Origin of the sequence: Lysinibacillus agricola (genome assembly GCF_016638705.1) — a bacterium.
GTDB lineage: Bacteria > Bacillota > Bacilli > Bacillales_A > Planococcaceae > Lysinibacillus > Lysinibacillus agricola.
Map to the genome: position 1 here is coordinate 3,665,017 of NZ_CP067341.1, position 19,767 is coordinate 3,684,783.

Genomic DNA, 19,767 nt, shown 5'->3' on the forward strand with positions numbered 1-19,767 from the left:
CCTCCAATTACCTGATTATGAATTCAACAATGTTCCTTTTTGATCATTTAACGTTAATAGTGCAATGATACAAATTATTGCAAATCCAATTAACATCCAAAAGGCTGCATCAAAGGATCCGTTAAAAGCATCTACCATAAATCCGATAGCCATAGGTGTAACAAAGCCTGCTAATTGTCCACCTGTATTAACAATCCCCATCGCTGAACCTGTAATGGAAGATGGTAATTTCTTTAATACGATTGCTGGTAATAACGTAATAACAAATGCAATAAATAATGAAACAATAGTTTGGTACCCTATGAACATTGTTACGGATTCCGCTGTAAACATTAAATACAATAAAATACCGATAGCTGCACAAGAAATCGCACCTAGCACTTTATCCTTTCCTTGTGGAAGCTTATCAATGATGTATCCGCTACCATAGACACCAATAATAGTAGTGATGGCTGGAATTGTTTGTGCCCAACCAATCGACATTAAATCGAGTCCACGATTTTTCTGAAGATAGGTAGGAATCCAAGATACTAATCCCCAATTCACTGCATAAATACAGAAATAAGCAATAATCAAATTCCACATAAGTGGCGTCTTAAATAGCTCCTTAAAATTTACTTTAGTTGAAGAGTTCTCTTTACTATCACTATTTCCCACCGCTTCATCTTGTGGAAGTTTGATATATTTCCAATATAAAAATGCGATAATAGCACCGATAGCACCAATTACAACAAACATTGTGCGCCAACCAATTGTTCCTAACAAATAAGCTGCGAGTAAAGGTACGATTAACGACACGATACCTCCAGAGGAAAGCATGATTGACATTGCTCGCCCTCTTTCTTCCCTCGGGAAAACCGTCGCAATAATTTTAGAGCTAGATGGTTGGAACCCACCTTCCCCAATACCAAATAAAAAACGAATGATAATCATTGCAACTAAAGACCAAGCTATGGCTGTTAAACCTGTGAATATTGACCACATAATTACTGAAAAAAGTAAGATTTTTTTAGCACCAAATTTATCAGCTAGCCACCCACCAGGTATTTGCATAATCGCATAGCCTAAAAAGAAGGAGCTTAAAATAATACCAGTAGAAGAAGCATCTAAATTTAAATCACCAGTAATCGATACTACTGCATAGTTCATGATGTAACGATCTAGATTTCCTAATGACCATCCTAAAAATAAGAGTACCAGGATTAAATTTCTGTTTTTTTTTGTTACTTCATTCGTTGTCATTAACATCCCTCCCATGTTTTACGAACACAAAACTATATCGCTGCAATTGATAGTAATAAGATGAAAAGCTCGATCGACATCAAAATATTATGACAACTCAGACTCTTATTCTTTCTATTTCAATATCTTTTGCAACCTCTACATACTGTTTTTCCATCTCTCCCTATCTATTTAAAATCAACTTCCTCTATATAGCGACATTTTCGTTATATATTCGTATAATAATAGACTTTTTATGAAATGACAATATTTTTTTGAAAATTTCTAATAGACAATCGGATAAAAAAAGGGTCTAAATTATCTTTTAGAAAAATAGGGAACGTTGATGCATCTACATTTTTGAATCGAAAAAAATAGCTAAAAATTTTTTGTAGTTTTTTACTTTCACAAGCCATCAACAAAACAAAAAATGTCCCAAAAACCATTAATTGGTTTGGGACATTTTTATATTTAATAGACTTGACACTACATTACGAGCTGATACATTTTTATCGGTCTACCACGAGTATGCTGTAATTCTTCTCCACAAATTTCCGCTAAGCCTACACTACATAAATCTGCTACAATACGCTGCGCATTTCGTTCACTCATTTGAAGCTGTGAGGCTAAATCCTTTGTCGTAAAATGCTTCCAGCTCATTTTTTGAACAAGCGCTTGTATTCTTGTGTAGGCTTTAATGCTAACATTGCCTTTTTTAAGTTTTTCAAGGATATTAGGATCATCGGCTCTATAGGAATATGTTAGCTCCTCGCTATTACCGACAGATTCAATAATTGTGCCATCATCTTGAATCATGACAATATCAATCGATTCATTTCCCTTCGTTTGACGTAACGCTCTATGCGCATTTAATTCAGCATTAAATACCGTTTGCGCAAAACCTATTCCTGCTGTGACCTTCGCCTCCATTTCAATGGACAGCTGATACATTTTTTCCTTGATGAAGTGAATTTGCCCTTCAATCGCTCCCCTCGTACTGAAAATTGTATATCTCCCATTACCCTCTTCAATTAAGGAGCCATCAATCTGTTCGCATAATTGCAGTAAATTTTCCTTCACGCGTAATTCTAGATATTGAATACGATATCCTTGCTTCATTCTTTCCTTCAATGAATCAAAATCTTTTATTTCGAGCATGACAGCACCAATTTGCGTTTCTTTATAATACGACGTTTTAATTTTTTCGGTAAATAGCTGAACTGTATGGTAAATTTCCGTTTTTGTAGGCGATACCCAATAGGAGGGAACCCCCATTTTTTTCAGCTCTTCATCAACGGACGGATAACATGTAAACGCAAAGTCGATCTTCCCTTCTTGCCACAGCTCATAATGAAAATCAAATAATTCTTTCGGATCAATGGCCGCATCAAATTCTTTTACATACATTTTCTTTACATTTTTCTCTATCTCAGTCAAACCTTCTGAGACCATTTGTGCAGGTGATGAGATAAAATCAATACTTACACTTTCGATGAATTTTTTCATTTTATAGGATTGCTCTAAAAAGCCTTTATAGACGGCTGACTCAGAAAAGATTATATGTGCAAGCTTATCCTGTGAAATTTTTGTCTGACTAGCAATTTTATAAGGTATGTATCCCGAAAATAGCCAAAAATCAACATCTTGATTATGAGTTTCTACAATATTTTTTGTTTCTGTAGCAAAAGAATAAATATACGGAATAAACTCCATATCCTGTTCGATTTCATATGCTAACTCGATAATTCGTTCTACGGATTTTACTGGGCCAACAACACCTATTTTATACATCTTTAGTTCCTACCTTCTATGTCAAACTACTCTAGTTATGACAAAAAATTCTCAATTGTTATACAGATTACCTATCAATAGTATATCGAAGATTTGATATTCTACACAAATGAAAAAGATAAATTTAACCAATAGGCTTTTTCTACCGAAAAACAAAATGGTTAAGGAATGGCGAGCTCCTCCACTTATGTTGCTGTCGCACAGTGAAAAAACCTTGTTGCTGTCGCTTCGCTTTCGCACAGTGAAAAAACCTTGTTGCTGTCGCTTCGCTTTCGCACAGTGAAAAAACCTTGTTGCTGTCGCTTCGCTTTCGCACAGTGAAAAAACCTTGTTGCTGTCGCTTCGCTTTCGCACAGTGAAAAAACCTTGCTGCTGTCGCTTCGCTTTCGCACAGTGAAAAAACCTTGTTGCTGTCGCTTCGCTTTCGCACAGTGAAAAAACCTTGCTGCTGTCGCTTCGCTTTCGCACAGTGAAAAAACCTTGTTGCTGTCGCTTCGCTTTCGCACAGTGAAAAAACCTTGCTGCTGTCGCTTCGCTTTCGCACAGTGAAAAAACCTTGCTGCTGCCGGTTTACTTTCCCACAAAACACATTTTGCTGAAGTTTTGTTTCTTCACTATAAATTAGAATGATCTGCCAGAAGATACATACTACATGAATTGTTGATTGGAGTGGGGACTGGGCGACTCCTTGGGGATCAGCGGTAGAGGAACGAAGGCTAAAACCATCACATCCTGTGATAACGCCTTCGTGACCAACGTCGTGTTGGCCCGAGACCCTGCAGCGAAGCGGATGTTTTCTGTGCGAAAGCGTAGTGCTAACGTAGCGGCAGCAACTGGGTTTTGTCTGTGCGAAAGCGTAGCGGCAGCAACAAAGCGCTCAGTCGGAACGGAAATCAACAATTCGTTTTGCAAAAGAGCTATTTATTAGAACACCTGAACTTCATTGACACAATAGTTTTTCAACACTAAAACCCCGAATAAATTTCGTTATTCGGGGTTTGGCTTTAAATATTTTTTTTATAAATCGTTTGCATACATTTTCTTATATAGAATTTCTAATTTTTTCGAGAGCTTACCATAGGCAGTTTGCCAAGCTTTCCGAGCCGTTTCATTACCCTCTGTCGAAGGTACGTAAAGAGCATGAACATCGGCTACCTTCTTCAAGTCACTCTCGGCCTGTGTTAGCTTAGAATAATTTTTCACGACGCTCTTTTCAGAAGCACCAAGATCATCATATGCTGTACGAATTTCTTTGACTTTAGTCTCCAAGTCATCAATATATTCACCATTTACAAGCAATGAATTAATGGATTCTACTAACTTTAAAGCATTTTCGTTAGATTGTTGTTGATCTTTATCTTTATCAATAATAGATTGTCGTATTTCTGGACTTACTAAACTCATTTGTTTGGATGTAAGCTTAGCAAAAGCTTTGATAACAGTTGCTGGGTTACTATTAAATGATTTTTCATACGTCTTGATAAATGATTCTACTTTTTTCACATCAGAAACCGCTGTTGTTAAGATGGAAGCATTCGTAATACGTTTTTTATCACTAGAGCTCAACTTATTATATTGAGTTGAAAGTTCCTTAATTTTTTCCATTGAAACTGTATAAGTATCATTTGAAACAATGGTTGCAATTTCATTATTTAATTTTGTAATGTCTGGTGCATTCCCATCTACTAAACGATTATTGAGCAAATCTTCATATTGCTGTTTAGCTAAATGCTGTTGATTTGCAGGTAGCTTAGCATAAGCTGTTTGTACTGTTTGAATTTTTTTTGCTTGTTTCGTAGCATCTGTTTCCTCTCGTGCAGTTTGCACTTTTTTATGGAATGACTTAACACCAGAGAGATCTTTACTAGCAGCTGTTAATAAATAATAGTTTGTTACATACTTTCTTGCAGAGGAAGATAGGTTTTTATATGTTGCCGTCGCTGCATTAACAGCAGTTTCAAACTGTGCAAATGAATATTTTGTTACGTCAGAAAACTTTGCAACGTCAGCCTTCAAAGCTACTGCAGCAGCTTTATCAGCAGGTTCCTTACCATTTACATCAACTGTAATATTTGGTGTATTTAATAAAAAATCGTTTGCATTATAAACAAGTGATTGTTGTAGACTAGTTAACTTATTATAAGCTTTCAATATATTGGTATAGCTAGATTTCAGCTTACTTTCAGCTACCCCTGGCGTTTCTGAAAGCTTTTGATAGGCATCCATGTCCTTAATAATTTTTTCAGCTGTTTTAAAATCCTTTTGCAAGGTTACAATGCTTTCATATCCGACAATTTTAGCCACTGAAGTTTTCGTTAAGCCCTTATATTCATTAATAATACGATTTACATTGTTGACATGGCCCTGCCAAGAATTTACTGACGGATCTATTGGGTAACTGTCATCCACATCGCCTACATAGCTTTCTATCTCGATATTTAATCTGTCTATTTGACTATCTTCTGCGTTTTCTGCTTCAAGTAATCTATTAACATATTTTTCTGGCACTAGTTGTAATTGTTTATAAGTAAGCTTTTCATAAGACGAACGTATTGATTTTGCTGTAGTCACCTGTTTGCTAGGTGAATTATTCGATGACAGCTTTTCAAAAAGTTTAATAAATTGTTCAGCTTTTTTAATGTCCTGCTTGGCATCACTTAAAATTGTTTGATTTTGAACAGTTGCTCGGTAATTTTGAGATAATTTTGCTATATCCTTTTCAATTGTTTCAACTGCTGTTTGTAAAGATTCAATGCTAGTAGGTACGTACTTAACAAAGGAATTTTCATAAGTTAATAATGCAACAATTTCCTGATTTAGTCTTCTAACTTCAGTAAATTCTTCGATATCTGTTGGATCTTTTAAAATGTTCTTAATACTATTATATAAGGCATCATTTATATCTAAGCTGCGTTGTAATAAATCCAACTTATCATAAGCCTCATCAATTTCTTTTAAATAGTTTGGTAGGTCTTTTTCATTAACCTCATTAACCTTATCCACTTTCTCATTTAACTTGCTTAATACGTCTACATCAGCAATTGCTCTCTTTAATACATTATAATTTGTCACATTCGCCTTTGCCGGAGATGATAGTGCCTCATATTTACTTTCTAATGCAGTTACTTCTGCCTTAAAAGCTTCTAGACTTGTTACATTATATTTGTTGTCATTTATTAGTAGCGTTTTAATTTCTTTAATCATAGAATCAATTGGCTCTTTAGATACTGTTATCACATCAGAAACATCAGATTCTACAAAAGAAGTTCCTACCTTTGCCTTCGCTTTAACTATAATATCTTTCATGCCTTTGTCTAATGCATCTTTGGGAATTGTATATGTGCTGCTAGTAGCTCCATCAATAATAGTGAAGGAATCACCCACTTTATAAAACCATTGATAGCTATATGTAATTTGACTACTTTGTAACTTTGCCCCTGCTTTATCGGTCACATTTGCGCCGGCTACTATTACCGATTCACCTGGTACTGCATAACTTGAACTACTTTCAATTTTTGGTGCAGTTATTGAAAGTTGCAGTTCATTGATAGTACGAGGTTCACTCTTATACTTTTCATCTTTCGTTGTAGTCGCTTCCACGAAAATTGTTTTGCCAGCCGCTTCAACTGGTATTGTAAATGATGCTGATGTTGCACCAGAGATTGGTTTATTCGTTGTATCTTTAGTATTATCTACATAGTACCACTGATAACCATTTACAATCGAATTTGCAGGTAAGTTTTCAATAGAAGCTTTTAAAGTTTCATTTACTATATTTTGTCCTGAGACTGAAACTGTATCGGCTCCCGCCGCTCCTGCAACTGTTGGTACAATAAGGGCTGCTGGTATAGCTGCTGCAGCTGTGAAAAATATTTTTTTATTCAAATTTCATACCTCCTCTATCATCTATTAAATTATATCGGCTAGATTTTTAATATTTTCTTCGTTTTATAGAATATTTCTAAAAAGTGTATTTCCTCCCCATTTCAATACTAAAAATAATAATATTTTGATTTTTATACTACATAGATTTTTAATTTACTTTGAATTCACACTAAAATTAATAAATAACCTAAACAATACACCTTCTAAGCATTTAAATAGTACTATGTACTGTTTTATATTAATAGGAAAAGAAGCATTTTCCAGTTTAGAGGGATATAATGCATAATAAAACTATTACTAGGATATTAATGGGAAATTAGGGAGCTTGATCAGAGTATGGAAAATCTTTATGAACCTAGTTTAACAAGCAATGATGTAGACAGGACAAGAAGCTACCAAGTTAGTAATCTATGCTTGTTCGCTAAATTTCGAAAAAAGGTAGGCGGTGGCGTTCTTCTCTATGGCCCATCTGGATGTGGAAAAACATTTATAGCCAAGGCAACAGCTGGGGAATGTAAGGCAAATTTCTATCCTGTTCATATTACAGATATTTTAAGTGCCTTTACTGGAGAAACTGACTACTCCCACAGCTAAAGCAGTGGGGTTCTTATATACTTAAGAGAAGCGTTACAAAGCTCTCCACAGATGGTGTTGCCATGTCCTGTGTACAACATCTTTGATTTATCTTCTGTTCTATAAGACTTTCTTATTTACACAACCGATGTTGTGTTGGCAATAAGTTTTAACGAAGGCAGGTAGCTCTACCTACGGAGGAATACCCCTCACTTGATTTGTTGGATACCCATACTAAGAGGGAATGTTTTCTTTACTTGTTTCAAGTCTTCTATATGTTGATTGTGTAACTCTAAAAAGGTAGTAAACGTTTTATTGCATAAGTCTTGATTAGTTTGTTGTAAATTTGGATCACTATTCATCAGTAAAAACGCACTATATAAATCTCGTTGTACGAGATGACTTCCAATTTGACGCCAACGTTGATGGAGTTTTTCTTTTTCATAACGATCCGTCACATGGTTATACTGACTGGCTCGAAAGGTTATCGTATTTACTTTCTGTATCGTTTGCTTTGTGTAACCTAATTTTTGATGGATGATTTCCACTAGCATGGCAGGGGCATGATTCCCAATGCTTTTTCCAAAACGCTTTTTGGATTGGAATTTGCCCTGTATAGTTGTTTTGGTTTCTTTTGTACGTTTTGCCAATCCTTTAAAATGCATGGTTTCGATGTACACCTCATCGCCAAGAGACAAGATTTTATTTGCTAACGCACCATGTAAGTATTGCTATCTATATGTTTTTTATAGTTATGTTGATGCTTTTTAATATACGCATGCAGTTGATATTCACTTAATCCAAAAGATTGACGAATGTTATCTAATTCTTTTGCGATCTGCTTCAATTCTTTTGAATCATTCGTTTTTTTCGCTTTTTGGTAGCCACGTAATTGTTTTCGATAGTGTTTTGATTCTTGCATGAAAGTATATTGTTTTACTGCATAAGACAAAGTTGTATTATAGAGTGTACGGGCAATTTCAAAACGTTTTAATAGAATATCCTTTTGCCATGGATCTATAAGTAACTTGAGTTCTATAATAAAACAATCTTTCTTCCATTTCGTCATTACCCGCCACTCCTTTCTTTTTTGATTATTCACAATATACAATATAAACATATGTTCTATAAAGAAAAAGCACTTCATTCCTCCCACCTCTGAAGAAGGGGGCTTTCTGAAGCTCACTTCTGTGAAGATACATTTTTATCAAAAACGATTTTTGCAATCTCTCTACATAAATGCATGACAGGTGAAACATTCATATTGCTTAAAAAGATAATCGTAACTTGGTCATCGACAAATCTAAGGAAATCACTTGAAAAACCGCTAATATCTCCAAAATGATGCACACATTTTTTCTCCATTAATTCAGAGACCATCCAACCACACGCATAAGACCCAAGATTTGGAGTCAACATTTTCTCTGTTAATTCCTTATGAAGGATTTTGGAAGATTTTATGGCCTTATCCCAAATAAATAGGTCCTCTGTTGTTGAATAAAAACCATAGAGCCTAATGGAAATGACATATCCGCATACGCAGCATGAATTGGTTCTTCCCAAAATGAATAGCCAGATGCTAAACCTGGAATCACCTTTACTCCATCATCACAACCTGTATGATACATACCTAATGGATGACATATATGCTGCTGTATGTAATCTGCATAAGGCATATCTGAAACTTTTTCTATAATGACCGTTAACAAAGCATACGCTGAATTTGAATAGCCAAAATTACTACCAGGTTCAAACTCTAATTCCCTTTCTTTAAAGGAATCAATTAGCTGATCTAATGTGGATGGCAATCTCATTGTACGAAACCAAAAATCAGGGGCATTTGTATAATTAGGTATTCCGGAACTATTAGTTAAACAATGATAGATTGTTATTTGTTGACCATTCGGATAATCTTGTAGATATTTTCCTACGTAATCATCAATATTCAATTTTTGCTTTTCATGCAATTGAAATATAGCCATCGCTGTAAATGCTTTCGTGAGTGACCCTATACGAAATTTAGTTGTTGGCACATTTGGAACGCTATGCTCCCAATTCGCCATACCAAAACCTCTGTTTAAAAGAATATTCTCATTAGATGTAATTAATAAAGTACCATTCAAATAACCGTTTCGATTATAAGAATCTACCCAATTATTTAACCGTTCCTCTAATAGCATGTGAGTTTCTCCTTACTAGAATGTTTAATCATCCTTCTTTATATTGATGGATTTTTTTCCTTACCTGATGAGTCGCCAAATCCACATATCTTTGGGGATTAATAAACGACTATCCTTTTCATCAATTTCATTTGTAGAGAAATACGCTTCTGGGTGATGTATACTTTAGGATTATTTCTTCTATATCCATGAAGATATTAAACCCTCTCAATATAAATATACTTCAAAGCAAAAACCTCCAATCCATACTCATACTGTGAATTTTTGCACAGTACGAAAAGATTAGGAGGTACGAAAATAGTTCATGTCTTTCTTTCTATTCATATATTATCCTCTACTATGAGTGAGTTGGCCTTCTATGATACGTATCGTAGTCATAGGAATGGGTATGATCCCCTTCAATTACTTTAATTCGAATGGACATTCCTTCTCCTACATTGGTGTTGATAAAAAACTGACCATTAAAGGCCTGTACCCTATCTTGCATTCCCCTGATGCCCATTGAATCAGCAAGAATGATATCATCCATTTTACATCCTACACCATCATCAGAATAAATAATTTCAAAGCCCTCTTCTGTTTCTAACAGATGAATTTCGACAGTGTTGGCATACGAATGTTTTAAAGCATTGTTTAACAACTCTTGGAAAAGCCGATAAATCATTAAGTTTAAACGCTCATCCTCCAAATATAGACGATCAATTGTGTAAATTAAAACAAAATCAGCACGCTTATGATTTTTTTGAATAAGCTTCTCAAGCGCAGCATTTAGTCCCAATGTATCTAATAAGGGGGGCTTTAAATTTTCACAGTAGCCTCTTAAATCATTCAACGAAGCAAGCATATGATCATGAATCTTGGAAAGGTTCGATTGAATATCTGACGTTTTCTTTGCATGTATAAATACATTCATTTCTCTAGCAATATGTAGCTGCTCTTGTAAAATCGTGTCATGAAGTTCTTGAGCTAATTGATATTTTTCTTCTTCAAACCTTAACCACAATAGCTTATTGAGCCAAGGTAGCTTATTTTTATCAGCATCCTTCATATGCTTTAACTGTTCGAGAAGATCTTCCACCATTTTTGTATTTTCTATAAAATTATTTAAGTATAAAAGCAATAATTCAAGCCATAATAATTCTTCATCCTTTAGATAGATAGATTTATTATGGTCTACAACTAATATTCTTTTATAATTAACATCCTGGTGGATAAAAGCAATATAAAAATGCTCAGTTTTCTTGATATCTCCTAAACCTAGCTTCTCAATTAAAACTTCATCAATCTGATTTTGTGTATATTCTTTTGATTTGCTCGTAGAAGTAACTTGATGTGTTTGTAAATCATAGGTTAAAACGTAAACTTGTTTAATCTCAAGATGTAAAGCAATTTCTTGAACAAATTTCTCAAGTAAGTCTTCAATCTTTACGACCCTTCCAATACTATCAACTGTCGTATACAATCGATGGATATAATCCCCTTTTGTTGAAAAAAGGATTTTTCGCTTGCTATAATCTATTTTCTCTTTAATGTAGAAAAGTGCAATTAACGATAAAAAGGCAAAAAAGAATATTTCCGTCATTCTTGAAATTGATAAATCAGTAATCCAATACAGACCTATTAATAGCCAAATTGTAAAAGCAAATGAAAAATTAAAATAATGACGTAAACGCGTAATAAAGTATTCCATATCAAAAATACGTTCAGTGAGCTGTGTACATATAAAGCTGTAAGGTATGAGAATTAAGAATAGGGAGCACACATCGGCAGAGAGTATGTATTGATTACATACAATTACTGGTAATGCATATAGAAAAAGAAACGGGAAGAACGGGATAATAATACTCATTAATAATACTTTTAATTGTGGCTTTCTGTACTTAAAATAATATATTATTAAAATACTAAGGATAAAAATAAGTAATAGGAAAAATAACCACAATATTATACTAGAGAATGTTGTTTTGGCAACTATACCACAGATACTAAGAAGAATAGCTATTAAAGGTATTGTATAAAATACTTTAATGTTACTAAGAAAAGCACAATGTATTCCTAAAAAGGAGAAATAATTTCTTAAAAAATGTAATAAGTATATTAAGCACAAAAGCATGCTACCACTATTTACAATTATCCCTACGCCATTTAGTTTACTAGACGCACCAATACTAACATAGGCTAGTGATACAGTTAATATAAACAGAATTAGTAAATTTAAAAGTTCAGTATTTTTCTGTTTGTAATACAAATAAAATGAAATCAATAAAGTCAAGAAATAATAAATAGAAGGAACTATCAACATATAGTAAAATTGTTCAGGTATATCTAAATGATTTATTTTTATTCTACTAATCTTTCCTTCTGGCTTCATTATCGTTAATTCATTAGCTTCTCGAATAACTGAACCATACTTTATATTAGAAACATCTTTAATTTGAACGCTATCAACATTTAGAACAATGTCCCCAAGAGAGATTCCTTGCTTATTTGCCCAATCTTTATAATAGGGATCTTTTACAACCCATTGTCCATCTTCTTCCTGTATTTTAATACTTATAAAAGGCGTGCTGTAAGTAATATAAAGCACATAAATACCTAGAGCTAGATATATACCTACAGCAAGCCAAAACCATTTACTTTTTAGTAACTTTATTGCCAAATTCCATTTCCTATGCGTAAATCTCCATCAAAGGACTCTAAAATTGCCTTCTGTTCAAGTTCTGTAACACCAACTAGAGAAGCTTTTTTTTCTTTCAACAAAGTTACCAACGACGGATTTTGTTCTAAAAATTGAATCATGTTAATCATAAAATCTCCTCATTTCATTAGTTTTTGTAATCACATCTATTATTTTGCTAAAAAATATTACTAATTCTTTTAAAGGAATTAATAACCATAAATGTAACTACAACTCCATTATACTATCTTCTTACATTTTTTCAACAAAATTTTCTATAAAATGCTAAAAAATAATGGATAAGGTAGATTTTTTGTTTAACATAGTATTTTCCTTACTATTTCGTCAAATTACTAATATAAATTTATTTACCAGACAATAAAATAAAATAGAAATAATTTACACTAATAACTATTTCATATTAAAATAAATTAAAAAGCTTATTCCTCCTCACCCTTTGGAATAAGCCTATGTAATATAAATCTTTTTACTCTTTTTTAGTTACAGGAACTACTTTTAGCGCTTGTCCAATTTCCCCATTGATTCAATTAACTTTATAGCTTGATCGTAAGGATATTCCTTACCAATTTCACAAGGTAGATTTTTAGAACACTTTAGTAAATCAGAAGCAGATATCTTTATGTCTAGCACATTTTTGATTTTGACTAAATCTTTTAATCCCCCAGTTGGTAAAGCTGTTAACAAAATATTACAAGTATCAATAGAGTTACTTAACTCCTCTTCCACTGACTGACTCACTAACACAACCACTATCAATCCAACTGTTAAAATCTACGGCAATAATAGATGCATTTTGCGGATTCATATCTCCGCAATCAACAGCGAAAATCCTACTCTCTTCAGTATCTAGTTCCATTAAAAAAACATTCCCACCACCGTCATCACCGATAGCAAGATAGCCTTTTGCATACTCATTTACTTCCCAAGTTTCGTTTCTTTCTATAATATCCTCTGTCCCATAAATCAGCACACCTCCGGCTATCGAAAGGCCATTAGTATATTTAAGTAACGTTCTATATGTAGTAGGTAGCTTAATGTTCATCATGTCTTCTAGGCTTAGTATTTCATTTTCGCTGGCTGGTGCATTTTTTATTAAGTCTGTAATTCTAGTTAAATTAAACATATTTCATCATCCTTTAGTATATACTCGCGATAAACCATCCCAACCTGATTTATTTTACAAAACGACAATGTTCATTCAAGACATGGTAAAAACCATACCATATTTTTGTCTTTACCAACTATCATCAATATATTTAGCATCAATCGAATCCACTAGCCAAACATTATCATTTCCATAGTAAAACTTAACACCTTGGTCGTAGGCTTCCTTTGCGTTTATCTTCAATATTCGAGGTTCATTATCTCTTCTTTTTCCAACGAGAGTAGCTGTTTCCGTATCTACTGACAAATGTACATATTGTCGCGATCGCGGAAGGAGTCCTTCTATCTTAATTTTCTCTAGAAATCTCTTAGCAGTACCATGATACAACACATTTGGTGGTATTCTTTCTTCTTGTGCTATCTTATGAATACTATTTGAATGTCCATATAGTGCCCTAATCTTATTATCATGTATTTCATGACGCTTCTTCTCTGCCATATTGACCATGTCAATAAATTCATTAACCTCTAACTGCCTCCATTTTGGTGTGGCTGAAAAAGCAGCTCTTAATTGTTCTAGAGAAACCCAACCTTCATCATCCATTTCTAATTCATATTCCCATGGAGCATGCCTAAGTGCATACGAAACTTCCTTGCTTAACTCTTCATAAGCCATTATATTTTCTCTCTCCCTAGTCATTTTAAGCCCTTTCAATAATTGAGCTATTCTTTTGTAACCATTGTCTTGCTTCATACTTCAAAATATGGATACTTGGCATTTTTTCACATATTTATACACCTCCCGATCGATTGGACTTCCTAAAAATTTTGTGTAATGATCGAAGTAAAGAGTTCCATAGTTAATCATCTAATTTCTCCTTTAGTACCTTCTATATTGTTTCCATCTAAATTTCAACTAAAGACAGCACTTCAAAACTAGCACAGTAAAATTTAATGATGTTATCTTCATAATCTTCTACTAAATATTTATTATCTAATTCAAAACCATTTTTACTTAAATTATGAATTGTAAAGCCCATTAATTGGTTGTAACTATTTCCAAATCCTATTAAATCAAGGACAGAAACATCATTAAATTTCATCTTCAACATATACTTTCTTCTATCCACTTCTACTAAAAAATCTACTTCTAAATAGGAAACTTCATCATAATATGGATTGTATCCTATATAATAATTGAAACCTTTAATATAGTTAACATTCGTTGAACTGAAATTGGGAATCTTTTTTAGAATTACTGTTTCTTCATACCACTCTTTTGTCATTTGTATTAATACTCCTTTGACTATTGTTTATGATTATAAAGATTCCATGTATCTTCAATACACTACTTTCATCTGAAGTAAAAACCGCATTCCTGATTAGACTAAGTTGTAAATATCACCTATTTTAATTGATTTCTTCCGGTATTTTAAATAAACAAAGAGTATCTAATGCTTCAAAAATGTTGTCGCCCAATTTATATAATGAGCTTGCATTTTTAGCAAACACCTTACCCGATTGAGAGATAAACATAATTAAATAACCACGATATGCTTCACCAACTACAATAAGAGGCTCATTTATCCGCGCCTCAAATTCCTCAAAGTCTTCTTTTCCATAATAATCCCCTACTGCTTCTTCAGGGCTAAAATGAAATGTTTCTATACTTCCGTTAGGGTGTTTATATTTATATGTCATCCCACCAAAAACGGTTAATACATCAATCACAGAATCATACACTTTGTATCCCATCGCTTCCAAAAACAATACGGTAATCTTTCAAGGCTGTTATCTTAAAAAGCTTCCCATTCATCAAATTGAACCACAAGTCTACCGAACCTTTAATTTCATATCTAATAAAAAACTTTGTAAACAACCTTGACTTCTCATCCATATTAGCAATTAAATCGTAGAACTGGCTTATATGACTATAAAGCTTAATCCCTCCAAGTCCTACCCAAGGAACAATAGGTAAATTGTTATCAACCACTCTACTCACTTCCTTTACAGAAACCAGGATAAATTCTCTCAATTTTGCTATACTATGCTGGAAATACTGATGCTGTTTATATGAATGCTATGGGAAAGGTAGCAATGGAAGCATGGGATCCTGATGCCATTATTATTGATCTGCAAGATTTAAATTATGAATGGGGAGATATGCTAGAATATGTGTTTGATATTAGGGCAGATAAATACCCTAATAAACTTAATTAAATCATTCCCATTATTTTTTCCTGTTGATACGTTTAAAATGCCTGGTAATACATATTTAGAAATTAAGTTAAAAAAATATGTAAATTCATCCCCAAAATTTGCAATTAAATTTTCTTTCTGCTTTTTCCCAATCATTCAAAGAAGGTGGATCTAAATCACCCCATTCTCTATCCAACACTTGAGATAAAACGGCTTCCACTTCATCATATGTCATATTACATTACCTCCCTAAGTGTGTTCTCCTCATTATTTTCTGACATTAAGCTAACTTAATTCTAATACATCGGTAAATAAAGCATCTCCTAAAGTAAATCGACTATTAAATGGTTAAATTTTTGGTAATTCACGCCATTCATAACCACCATTTCTATTCAAATCTCGTAAAATTCTTCTACCAAAATGACTTCCATAGAAGTACAATAAAATTCAATAAATTCGAATCCATCATTTTCACCATATCCACTATCATCATGTACATGATAACGCTGGCTGCTCACCAAACCTTGCTCTTTCATATCATGAACAATTAAGTCCCTTGACAGTGGAAAAGTTGTTGCTTTTCTTATCGTTAAATCGTCAACATGATAATATCTAATCCTTATTTTGAAAGGTTCTTTTGTTTCTATAAAGGTAATATGAAAGGTAAGATCCAGTGTTCCAATATAGTTATCTTCAACATCATTTTCAACATTATATTCAATCTTTACGATTCTCTCGTAAACCCAAACACCATCTAATCTTTGTGTAATTAGTTCTTTGTTTTTTAAATGCACTATGCTCTAACCTTCTTTTCATTTGATAGTCCAAGGTATAAACCAAAACCAATCAAGCTCCTATTATCTGTGCTATTTTGCAACCTCACTATCTGTTATTTTTTCAAGACTTTTTCAGCCAGTATTTTAGCCTCTTGATCATTTAATAATTTATCAGGTATAGCATTAAAAAATAGTAAAAATTCTTTAAGCTCTACATCATCTTCATCCCAATTAATCGCCTTTTGGGCGTGATGAAATGCAGCCTGATAAGCCCCCTCTATATGACATAATGGATGAGCTAAAATAATTGAAGCTATATAGTGAAGGAAAGCTGTTTCCCTACTTTTTAATAAATCTAAAACAAAAGAATAATATATGATACTTTCTGATTTATAACACAAATCCAATATATAATTCTCGAATTCATCTTTAGTCAAACCATCCACTAAAGTTTTGGCTTCTATTAATTTTAACGAAAGAATGAAGTTTTCTAATATAGTTTTACCTTGCATAAAGTCGATTCATTGTCATACATAAAATTTTCGTGATTTATCTTCCATCTATCTTCCAGGAACATCTAACTTAACATATCTTCTCATTATGATACACTCTTTTTCCTACTTCCTTATCTCTGTTAATTCCGATACTTAATAGTTCATGCATAAAGAAATGTATTTATGCTATAGAAATATTTTACAAATGAATTACGACACCTTAGTTTTCCTTATAAAATCCTGATAATTATAATTTAAAGTTTCATTAACAAAGGTTTTTCAACAGTCACCACTTGTTGAAAGAACAAAATAACAATCGAAAGGATAATTATATGAAACAAAAGCTTTCACCTATATCTACCAAAGAGCGGATTGAAACACTCGATGTGTTAAGGGGGTTCGCATTATTAGGAATCATATTAGCAAATATTGTTTGGTTCCTTTACCCTGTATACATGCAGGAAGATTTAAGTTTTAAAAATGAATGGACTTCTTTTTGGAATGACGCCGATTATACAGTTAAAACTATTCTTACTATGTTTGTCGATGGAAAATTTGTCATGCTCTTTTCCATGCTGTTCGGTTTTGGCATGGTCATCATGCAGGAAAGAGCTGCCGCAAAGCAACTAAATTTTTGGGGAATTTATTCTAGACGACTTATTGCGTTATTTATTTTCGGTTGTATCCATGCCTATTTCATTTGGTTTGGAGATATTTTAACAGACTATGCAATTTTAGGATTATTACTCCTTCTCATGCATAAGTTAAAACCCAACGCTATGTTAATCATTAGCTTAACTTTATATAGCTTACTTTTGGGATCATTAACGTTTGGAGCTCTATCCTCCGATTCTACTACGACAATGTCAATGTCTATGTCCATGTCAGAGGAAAGTCGTCAGCTCATGCAGGTTACGATAGATGCCCATCAAAATGGAAATATTCAAGAATTAATGGATGCTAATTTTATGGAAAGAACTTTTTATACAATCCGTAATGGGCTATATGTTCTTTTTCTAGGCAACCCTATATTTTATTTATTTTCAAATCTTCCGTTCTTACTAATGTTCTTATTTGGAGCAGCTGTTGCGAAGAAAAAATGGCTGCATCGTTTTGAAGAATATCGAAAAGGCTTTTTCATTACGTGGTTACTAACATTGATTTTTGGTGGGACATTGGGCTGGATATTACCTTTCCTTTCAGAAAACTTTTCTGCTGTTCAATATATTAGCTCACCACTCCTAACAATCTTTTATGCCATTAGCTTGATCTTTATTTATCACACGGTGAATGGGAAGAAAATTTTACAGTGGTTAGCGTTCCCTGGAAGAATGGCATTCACAAACTATATCGGCCAATCTATTATATGTACATTTTTATTTGGACCATTTGCATTCGGCGTATACGGAAAACTTCACTTAACGACAGCTATCATCATTGCCATTGTCATTTTTGCTTTCCAAGTGATTTTTAGTAAGCTTTGGTTATCCAAATTCCGCTTCGGGCCACTAGAATATGTTTGGAGGTCATTCACTTATTTAGGTATTAATAAGGAATCTAAAAAAGTATAGCTTAGGTGCTGATCAACTGTGAGTTCTCGATAAATTTAGGATTCTTTTTGATAAAATGAACTAAGGGGCTGTATGTATAATTAGAGAAATCATTTATAACAACAAGAAAGGATTGATAAATATTGAAGCAATCATTAAAACAGGCGATAGCTTTACAAGCCGTAGAGGAGTCTGTTACTTATACGGATAGTAAATTAGGCGGACGACCTTATTGTAAATTAGGTGATAGCTTTCCTGTACATAGTAGTGGCACACCTTATATGTTTTTAGCACAGCTTAATTTTTCTCAGCTACCTTCACTGGAAGATTACCCACAGCAAGGGCTTCTACAGTTTTTTGTGTTGGCAGATGAGGATTATGGTGTTTACGAGGATGGTTATTATTGTCGCTATTATGCGGACTTTGAGCCCTCTCATGATATAGAGCCTTTTTCTGATAAGGAGATGGAGTATGAGCTATGTGAACCAATTATCTTTGGTGGTCCTTATGCATTTAAAGCAACATTACGAGAAGAGTTAGTACCATACACAGATCCTCGCTCCGTTCATTATGACTTACCAATGGAGAACCCTGCATATTCAAAGTATTTTGATCAAACAGATGGTAGTGGCACAAAAATAGGTGGCTACGCATTTATGGATCAAAATAGTTTTGATGAGAATAATGGCAATGCAGAGCTGCTGTTTCAATTAGATATGGAGGGTGATGCCCATAAGACATATGCCATGATAGCAGACTCTGGCACATTGCAATTTTTTATCGAGCGAGATTCTCTGATCGCAAAGGATTTTTCTAATCTTTATTATTATCTTTACAGTATGTAATAGAAATCGTATCGCTAAGGCAGTGGCGATACGTTTTTATTGCCTTCGCGTGTAAATATGCCTCAATCGTAAGAGTCAAATAGCGCCCACCTGTTACTCAGGGGGCGCTATTTGACTCTTACATAAAAAACTTAAATTAATTGGTCTAGACTCCCATCAACTAAGAGTATTGTCTGGATAGGGTATTTTTCCTGCGCAATATTCCTTCCATAGCCCATTTAACCAACTACTATTAAAATTACAAAGCACTGCCTCTAATAATAATGCAATATCATCTGATAAATAAGCTGCAAGATCAGGTTGGATGTTCAGACATAAGATCAAATACTTTCCAACTGATTATTTCAATGTCAGTATTGATTTCCTGCTTGATCGAACAAACAGAATAGATAGTAATGTTGAAAATAGTAAAATACAAAAATAAGTTAGATTTGTAACGAAAATGCAGAGA

At 33.5% G+C, this 19,767-nt stretch carries 21 protein-coding genes and 2 pseudogenes; 5 read left to right on the forward strand and 18 right to left on the reverse strand.

The genetic code is table 11. The features are described 5' to 3' along the window. Positions 1-15: 15 nt before the first annotated feature. The 3 genes from FJQ98_RS18240 to FJQ98_RS18250 form a co-directional block, all read right to left on the reverse strand. Positions 16-1,242 carry an MFS transporter gene (locus FJQ98_RS18240; protein WP_053597040.1) on the reverse strand — a complete coding sequence of 409 codons (1,227 nt, stop codon included), beginning with the start codon at positions 1,240-1,242 and terminating at the stop codon, positions 16-18. A 465-nt stretch (positions 1,243-1,707) separates the two neighbouring features. Further along, positions 1,708-3,012 (reverse strand): hypothetical protein, encoded by a 1,305-nt coding sequence (locus tag FJQ98_RS18245; RefSeq protein ID WP_053597039.1) that lies wholly within the window; start codon positions 3,010-3,012, stop codon positions 1,708-1,710. A 185-nt stretch (positions 3,013-3,197) separates the two neighbouring features. Further along, positions 3,198-3,596, reverse strand: a complete 399-nt coding sequence (locus FJQ98_RS18250; RefSeq protein ID WP_201406491.1) for a hypothetical protein — start codon at positions 3,594-3,596, stop codon at positions 3,198-3,200. Positions 3,597-3,700: 104 nt separating this feature from the next. On the opposite strand from FJQ98_RS18250, the gene FJQ98_RS18255 reads away from it, so the two are divergent. Next, positions 3,701-3,940 (forward strand): hypothetical protein, encoded by a 240-nt coding sequence (locus FJQ98_RS18255; RefSeq protein ID WP_143115067.1) that lies wholly within the window; start codon positions 3,701-3,703, stop codon positions 3,938-3,940. Positions 3,941-4,029: 89 nt separating this feature from the next. Here FJQ98_RS18255 and FJQ98_RS18260 read toward each other — a convergent pair whose 3' ends face one another. Beyond that, positions 4,030-6,897, reverse strand: a complete 2,868-nt coding sequence (locus FJQ98_RS18260) for a hypothetical protein (RefSeq protein WP_053597038.1) — start codon at positions 6,895-6,897, stop codon at positions 4,030-4,032. Between the two features lie 405 nt (positions 6,898-7,302). Here FJQ98_RS18260 and FJQ98_RS18265 point away from each other — a divergent pair. Next, a pseudogene (locus FJQ98_RS18265) lies at positions 7,303-7,476 on the forward strand (AAA family ATPase); the annotation flags it as partial. 203 nt (positions 7,477-7,679) lie between these two features. On the opposite strand, the gene FJQ98_RS26925 reads toward FJQ98_RS18265, so the two are convergent. The 11 genes and pseudogenes from FJQ98_RS26925 to FJQ98_RS18310 form a co-directional block, all read right to left on the reverse strand. Continuing rightward, positions 7,680-8,135, reverse strand: coding sequence for a hypothetical protein (locus FJQ98_RS26925; RefSeq protein WP_246494237.1), 456 nt, complete (start codon positions 8,133-8,135; stop codon positions 7,680-7,682). A 44-nt stretch (positions 8,136-8,179) separates the two neighbouring features. Further along, complete coding sequence (locus FJQ98_RS26930) at positions 8,180-8,539, reverse strand: hypothetical protein (protein WP_246494239.1); 360 nt, start codon at positions 8,537-8,539, stop codon at positions 8,180-8,182. Positions 8,540-8,652: 113 nt separating this feature from the next. Continuing rightward, complete coding sequence (locus FJQ98_RS26935; RefSeq protein ID WP_053596503.1) at positions 8,653-8,889, reverse strand: hypothetical protein; 237 nt, start codon at positions 8,887-8,889, stop codon at positions 8,653-8,655. Between the two features lie 38 nt (positions 8,890-8,927). Further along, positions 8,928-9,650, reverse strand: a complete 723-nt coding sequence (locus FJQ98_RS18275) for a serine hydrolase domain-containing protein (RefSeq protein ID WP_053596504.1) — start codon at positions 9,648-9,650, stop codon at positions 8,928-8,930. Between the two features lie 337 nt (positions 9,651-9,987). Then, complete coding sequence (locus FJQ98_RS18280) at positions 9,988-12,309, reverse strand: sensor histidine kinase (protein WP_053596505.1); 2,322 nt, start codon at positions 12,307-12,309, stop codon at positions 9,988-9,990. Continuing rightward, positions 12,300-12,458 (reverse strand): competence pheromone ComX, encoded by a 159-nt coding sequence (comX, locus tag FJQ98_RS18285; protein WP_053596506.1) that lies wholly within the window; start codon positions 12,456-12,458, stop codon positions 12,300-12,302. Before comX ends, FJQ98_RS18280 begins: the two co-directional genes overlap by 10 nt. A gap of 356 nt (positions 12,459-12,814) precedes the next feature. Then, positions 12,815-13,471: pseudogene (locus FJQ98_RS27435) on the reverse strand (SMI1/KNR4 family protein). Positions 13,472-13,582: 111 nt separating this feature from the next. Further along, the gene (locus tag FJQ98_RS18295; protein ID WP_053596509.1) at positions 13,583-14,128 is read right to left on the reverse strand and encodes an RNA 2'-phosphotransferase; all 546 of its coding nucleotides are present in this window, start codon (positions 14,126-14,128) and stop codon (positions 13,583-13,585) included. 229 nt (positions 14,129-14,357) lie between these two features. After that, positions 14,358-14,738 carry a hypothetical protein gene (locus tag FJQ98_RS18300; RefSeq protein ID WP_053596510.1) on the reverse strand — a complete coding sequence of 127 codons (381 nt, stop codon included), beginning with the start codon at positions 14,736-14,738 and terminating at the stop codon, positions 14,358-14,360. Between the two features lie 124 nt (positions 14,739-14,862). Beyond that, positions 14,863-15,183 carry an SUKH-3 domain-containing protein gene (locus tag FJQ98_RS18305; protein ID WP_158003087.1) on the reverse strand — a complete coding sequence of 107 codons (321 nt, stop codon included), beginning with the start codon at positions 15,181-15,183 and terminating at the stop codon, positions 14,863-14,865. A 4-nt stretch (positions 15,184-15,187) separates the two neighbouring features. Then, positions 15,188-15,445, reverse strand: a complete 258-nt coding sequence (locus tag FJQ98_RS18310; protein ID WP_053596512.1) for a hypothetical protein — start codon at positions 15,443-15,445, stop codon at positions 15,188-15,190. A gap of 104 nt (positions 15,446-15,549) precedes the next feature. On the opposite strand from FJQ98_RS18310, the gene FJQ98_RS27260 reads away from it, so the two are divergent. Beyond that, positions 15,550-15,672 carry a hypothetical protein gene (locus tag FJQ98_RS27260; protein WP_277815971.1) on the forward strand — a complete coding sequence of 41 codons (123 nt, stop codon included), beginning with the start codon at positions 15,550-15,552 and terminating at the stop codon, positions 15,670-15,672. A gap of 85 nt (positions 15,673-15,757) precedes the next feature. Here the strand turns inward: FJQ98_RS27260 and FJQ98_RS27265 are convergent, their stop codons facing one another. The 3 genes from FJQ98_RS27265 to FJQ98_RS18320 form a co-directional block, all read right to left on the reverse strand. After that, positions 15,758-15,886, reverse strand: a complete 129-nt coding sequence (locus FJQ98_RS27265; RefSeq protein ID WP_277815972.1) for a hypothetical protein — start codon at positions 15,884-15,886, stop codon at positions 15,758-15,760. A 157-nt stretch (positions 15,887-16,043) separates the two neighbouring features. Then, positions 16,044-16,445, reverse strand: a complete 402-nt coding sequence (locus FJQ98_RS18315; RefSeq protein WP_053596514.1) for a hypothetical protein — start codon at positions 16,443-16,445, stop codon at positions 16,044-16,046. Positions 16,446-16,540: 95 nt separating this feature from the next. After that, positions 16,541-16,939, reverse strand: coding sequence for a hypothetical protein (locus FJQ98_RS18320; protein WP_053596515.1), 399 nt, complete (start codon positions 16,937-16,939; stop codon positions 16,541-16,543). A gap of 314 nt (positions 16,940-17,253) precedes the next feature. Between FJQ98_RS18320 and FJQ98_RS18325 the strand changes: the two genes are divergently transcribed. Further along, a complete protein-coding gene (locus FJQ98_RS18325; RefSeq protein WP_053596516.1) occupies positions 17,254-18,492 on the forward strand; it encodes a DUF418 domain-containing protein in 1,239 nt (412 codons plus the stop codon). Positions 18,493-18,614: 122 nt separating this feature from the next. Then, the gene (locus FJQ98_RS18330) at positions 18,615-19,316 is read left to right on the forward strand and encodes a YwqG family protein (RefSeq protein WP_053596517.1); all 702 of its coding nucleotides are present in this window, start codon (positions 18,615-18,617) and stop codon (positions 19,314-19,316) included. Positions 19,317-19,767 lie beyond the last annotated feature (451 nt).

What these genes read in the sequence shown, in the direction of transcription:
- FJQ98_RS18240 (WP_053597040.1), bottom strand. Translation starts at nt 1,242, where the DNA reads ATGACAACGAATGAAGTAACAAAAAAAAACAGAAATTTAATCCTGGTA.
- comX (WP_053596506.1), bottom strand. Translation starts at nt 12,458, where the DNA reads ATGATTAACATGATTCAATTTTTAGAACAAAATCCGTCGTTGGTAACT.
- FJQ98_RS26925 (WP_246494237.1), bottom strand. Translation starts at nt 8,135, where the DNA reads ATGCATTTTAAAGGATTGGCAAAACGTACAAAAGAAACCAAAACAACT.
- FJQ98_RS26930 (WP_246494239.1), bottom strand. Translation starts at nt 8,539, where the DNA reads ATGACGAAATGGAAGAAAGATTGTTTTATTATAGAACTCAAGTTACTT.
- FJQ98_RS26935 (WP_053596503.1), bottom strand. Translation starts at nt 8,889, where the DNA reads ATGTTGACTCCAAATCTTGGGTCTTATGCGTGTGGTTGGATGGTCTCT.
- FJQ98_RS18325 (WP_053596516.1), top strand. Translation starts at nt 17,254, where the DNA reads ATGAAACAAAAGCTTTCACCTATATCTACCAAAGAGCGGATTGAAACA.
- FJQ98_RS27260 (WP_277815971.1), top strand. Translation starts at nt 15,550, where the DNA reads ATGGAAGCATGGGATCCTGATGCCATTATTATTGATCTGCAAGATTTA.
- FJQ98_RS18275 (WP_053596504.1), bottom strand. Translation starts at nt 9,650, where the DNA reads ATGCTATTAGAGGAACGGTTAAATAATTGGGTAGATTCTTATAATCGA.
- FJQ98_RS27265 (WP_277815972.1), bottom strand. Translation starts at nt 15,886, where the DNA reads ATGACATATGATGAAGTGGAAGCCGTTTTATCTCAAGTGTTGGATAGA.
- FJQ98_RS18245 (WP_053597039.1), bottom strand. Translation starts at nt 3,012, where the DNA reads ATGTATAAAATAGGTGTTGTTGGCCCAGTAAAATCCGTAGAACGAATT.
- FJQ98_RS18320 (WP_053596515.1), bottom strand. Translation starts at nt 16,939, where the DNA reads ATGCAAGGTAAAACTATATTAGAAAACTTCATTCTTTCGTTAAAATTA.
- FJQ98_RS18300 (WP_053596510.1), bottom strand. Translation starts at nt 14,738, where the DNA reads ATGACAAAAGAGTGGTATGAAGAAACAGTAATTCTAAAAAAGATTCCC.
- FJQ98_RS18295 (WP_053596509.1), bottom strand. Translation starts at nt 14,128, where the DNA reads ATGGCTTATGAAGAGTTAAGCAAGGAAGTTTCGTATGCACTTAGGCAT.